Consider the following 3,736-nt stretch of genomic DNA (forward strand, 5'->3'; position numbering starts at 1 on the left):
GCCGCGCGACACGTCTCCGTCGTGGTGCCGGGTGCGGACATCGACGCCGGGACCTTCGGCCGCCGAAACGATGTGTACGGCACCCCGGCCGGTATGGCCAAGTCCCTCTACGCGCAGACCGGCCGGGGCAGCGCCGTGATCGCCTGGGCCGGGTACACCACCCCCATCGGCGTCGGCGTGGACGCCGCGACCGGCTCGCTCGCCGAGGCCGGGGCCGACCGGTTGACCCGGTTCGACGACGGAGCCGTAGCTGTGGCAGAACAGTGAGACGGGTGCGATGCCCGGGAGCGAGCCGACGAGCGCGTCGAGCCGGACCGCCCCGCGCCGGGCGAGATTCCCCAGGGCGGCGTCCATGCCGATACCGGCGGGCGCGGTGTAGTCGGCCCAGGCGATCACGGCGGTCCGTACGCCGGGGCGGGCGGACCGCTCGGCCGCGTACAGGGACTTGGCCATGCCGACGGGGGCGGCGTTGGTCTTGACCCCCGTCCGCTCCAGCGTCAGCAGATTGGTGTCGACACCCGGTACGACCACCGAGACCCGCTCGGCCCGGTCGAGATCACCGAAGACCTCGGCGGCGCGGCCCCGGCCGGACGGGTCGAACGCGAGGAAGTGCCGGCCGTCGGCGAGCATCGACCGGAAGCGGTCCATCCGGCGGACCGCCTCGGCGCGGCCGTCGGGGGAGAGCCTGCTGTCGTGCATGCGCTGCTGTTCGACCGTGCGCGCCTGTACGAGCGCGAGCCGGTTGGCCCGATAGCGCAGGGTGACCGGGGCGCCGTTCAGATTCCCCACCACCAGCGGGTACTTGTCCGCCAGTCGGATGCGCTGCGCGGCCGTGAGCATGGCGAAGAAGTGCGCCAGCCTGAACGACTGGGCATCGGCCGGGGGAAGCGCGTGCCCCGCTATCGATCCCTTGGCCCAGGAGGCGAGTGCGACAGTGCGTGGCTCGTCGGAGCGTTGAGGGCGCACGGCGGTCCAGCCCGTGGTCGTCAGCATCACGAACACAACCGCGATGGCGAGCAGAGTGCGCCACGCGGTGAGCGTCGGGGAGGAATCGAAGGAAGTCACTCCGGCCCACATTAGGAGACGCGCGCCGAAGGCCGTGAAGCGGGTGACACACATCACCCGACTATCAGGAATGGAACGCCTCTTCCCTCACGCTCCGTACGGATCACCCGTACGCTCCGCCGAGCCCCGTGTCCCTCAGATGCCGCATCCGGGCGGCGTGGTCCGCGTGTTGTGACCTTGGCCATACGCCGCGTCCGAGGTGTGCGGCACACGGTCCCGGGCGGGGGCGCGCCAGTCCTCGGCGAGGGCCGGTCCCAATTGGTCGAGGTACACCTCGGTCAGCGTCCGCAGCGAGTCCAGGCTGGTCTCCCGGCCCCGCCCCCACAGCTGGCCGGTCACCCGCATCACCCCGGAGAACGCGGCGACGGCGACCCGTGGCCGCGGGTCCAGCTCCACGTCCAGACCCTCGCGCTCGGCGATCAGCAGGGCGATCTGGTTCTCCAGCTCGCAGCTGCGCCGCAGGTGGGCGGCGAGCAGTGAGGGCGTCGATTCGATCATTTGGTACGTACGCATGTGGAGTTCGACCGGGATCAGGGCCTCGATGGCGTCCCCGATACTGTTCCAGGCGCAGAGGACCGCGCGGCGCATGGCCTCGAAGGGGGCTTCCGACGCGGGCCGTTGGCGCAGTTCGGCGATGAAGCGCGACTCCACCATCTCCTGGACGGCGAAGGCGGCCGACTCCTTGCCGGCGAAGTAGCGGAAGAAGGTGCGCTGGGAGACCTCCACCGCGTCGACGATCTCGTCGACGGTGGTCTCCTCGTACCCCTGGGTGGTGAAAAGATCGAGGGCGGCATGGAGCAGGGCGTCCCGGGTGCGTCGCTTCTTGCGCTCGCGCAGCCCGGCCGGATACTCGGCGGCTCGTTGCCCGTCGGTCACTGAGCTGGTCCCCTTTTCCTGCTTTGTCCAGCTCAGCGTACCTGTGAGCTACGTGACAGTTACCGACTTGTGAATGGGTTTGTCAACTGTCAGCGACTGACACTAATCTCTGGGTATGACTAGTCAGACCACCGTCGAAAAGGCGTCGCGGGAGCCCCGGGATGTCCCTGTTCCCGCACCTGCCAAGGGGCTGCGCGGCCATCCCTGGCTGACGCTCTTCTCCGTGGCCATCGGCGTGATGATGGTTGCGCTCGACGGCACGATCGTCGCGATCGCCAACCCCGCGATCCAGAAGGACCTGGGCGCCTCGCTCGCCGATGTCCAGTGGATCACCAACGGCTACATGCTCGCCCTCGCGGTCTCCCTGATCACCGCGGGCAAGCTCGGTGACCGGTTCGGCCACCGCCAGACCTTCCTGATCGGCGTCGTGGGCTTCGCCGCGGCGTCCGGGGCCATCGGCCTCTCCAGCAGCGTCGTCCTCGTGATCACCTTCCGGGTGCTCCAGGGCCTCTTCGGTGCGCTGCTGATGCCGGCCGCGCTCGGCCTGCTCCGCGCCACCTTCCCGGCCGAGAAGCTGAACATGGCGATCGGCATCTGGGGCATGGTGATCGGCGCCTCGACCGCCGGTGGCCCGATCCTGGGCGGCGTGCTCGTCGAGCACGTCAGCTGGCAGTCCGTCTTCTTCATCAACGTGCCGGTCGGCGTGATCGCGCTCGTGCTGGGCGTGCTGATCCTCAAGGACCACCGCGCCGAGAACGCGCCGCGCTCCTTCGACATCGCCGGCATCGTCCTGCTGTCCTCGGCGATGTTCTGCCTGATCTGGGCGCTCATCAAGGGCTCGGAGTGGGGCTGGGGCGACCTCAAGACGATCGGCTTCCTGGTCGCCGCCGTCGTTCTGTTCGTCGTGTTCGCCCTCGTCCAGCAGCGCGTCAGGGAACCGCTGATCCCGCTGGCGATGTTCCGTTCCGTGCCGCTCTCCGCCGGCACGGTCCTGATGGTGCTGATGGCCTTCGCCTTCATGGGCGGGCTGTTCTTCGTCACCTTCTACCTCCAGAACGTGCACGGGATGAAGGCCGTCGACGCCGGTCTGCACCTGCTGCCGCTGACCGCGATGATGATCGTCGCCTCGCCGCTGGCGGGCTTCCTGATCACCAAGTTCGGCCCGCGGATCCCGCTGGTCGGCGGCATGGTGTGCACCGCCGTCGCGTGCTTCGGCATGTCCCAGCTGACCGTCGGCACCGGCACCGTCACCATGTCGATCTGGTTCGCCCTGCTCGGCCTCGGACTCGCGCCGGTCATGGTCGGCGCCACCGAGGTCATCGTGGGCAACGCCCCGATGGAGCTCTCCGGTGTCGCGGGAGGCCTCCAGCAGGCCGCCATGCAGGTCGGCGGCAGCCTCGGTACGGCCGTCCTCGGCGCGATCATGGCCGCCCGGGTCGACGCCGAACTGGTCGGCAACTGGAAGGACGCGCAGCTTCCCCCGCTGTCGGCGGAGCAGCTCGACCAGGCGTCCTCGGCCGTCAAGGTCGGGATGCCGCCGGTCGCCCCGGGCACTCCGCCCGAGGTCGCCGGCAAGATCGTGGGCGTCGCCCATGACACGTTCGTGTCGGGCATGAGCACGGCGTTCATGGTCGCGGGCATCGTCGCGGTGATCGCGGCCCTGGTCGCCACCCTGACCAAGCGCGGTGCGAACGCCGAGGCCGGTGCGGGCGCCGGCCACATCTGACCGGTCCGTCCCGACGCCGCACGGCGTCAACACAGTGTGTGCAGCAGCCCCGCCGGAACGTTCCGGCGG

Annotated in this window: 3 protein-coding genes and 1 pseudogene; 2 read left to right on the forward strand and 2 right to left on the reverse strand. The window is 69.7% G+C overall.

Annotated elements, in window-relative coordinates; all coding sequences use genetic code 11:
* The first annotated feature begins 24 nt into the window (after nucleotides 1-24).
* Nucleotides 25-267 (forward strand): alpha/beta hydrolase, encoded by a 243-nt coding sequence (locus tag J1C73_RS20170; protein ID WP_307797743.1) that lies wholly within the window; start codon nucleotides 25-27, stop codon nucleotides 265-267.
* Here J1C73_RS20170 and J1C73_RS20175 read toward each other — a convergent pair.
* Nucleotides 238-1,065 (reverse strand): annotated as a pseudogene (locus J1C73_RS20175) (alpha/beta hydrolase); the annotation flags it as partial. The gene J1C73_RS20170 and the pseudogene J1C73_RS20175 sit on opposite strands and share 30 nt — an antisense overlap.
* A 135-nt stretch (nucleotides 1,066-1,200) precedes the next feature.
* The gene (locus J1C73_RS20180) at nucleotides 1,201-1,941 is read right to left on the reverse strand and encodes a TetR/AcrR family transcriptional regulator (RefSeq protein ID WP_207317642.1); all 741 of its coding nucleotides are present in this window, start codon (nucleotides 1,939-1,941) and stop codon (nucleotides 1,201-1,203) included.
* A gap of 115 nt (nucleotides 1,942-2,056) precedes the next feature.
* Here J1C73_RS20180 and J1C73_RS20185 point away from each other — a divergent pair, with 115 nt between their 5' ends.
* Complete coding sequence (locus J1C73_RS20185; protein WP_207317643.1) at nucleotides 2,057-3,667, forward strand: MFS transporter; 1,611 nt, start codon at nucleotides 2,057-2,059, stop codon at nucleotides 3,665-3,667.
* Nucleotides 3,668-3,736 lie beyond the last annotated feature (69 nt).

Source organism: Streptomyces laculatispora, assembly GCF_017353455.1.
GTDB lineage: Bacteria > Actinomycetota > Actinomycetes > Streptomycetales > Streptomycetaceae > Streptomyces > Streptomyces laculatispora.

Coding starts and splice junctions, on each gene's coding strand:
- J1C73_RS20185 (WP_207317643.1), top strand. CDS start 2,057: ATGACTAGTCAGACCACCGTCGAAAAGGCGTCGCGGGAGCCCCGGGAT.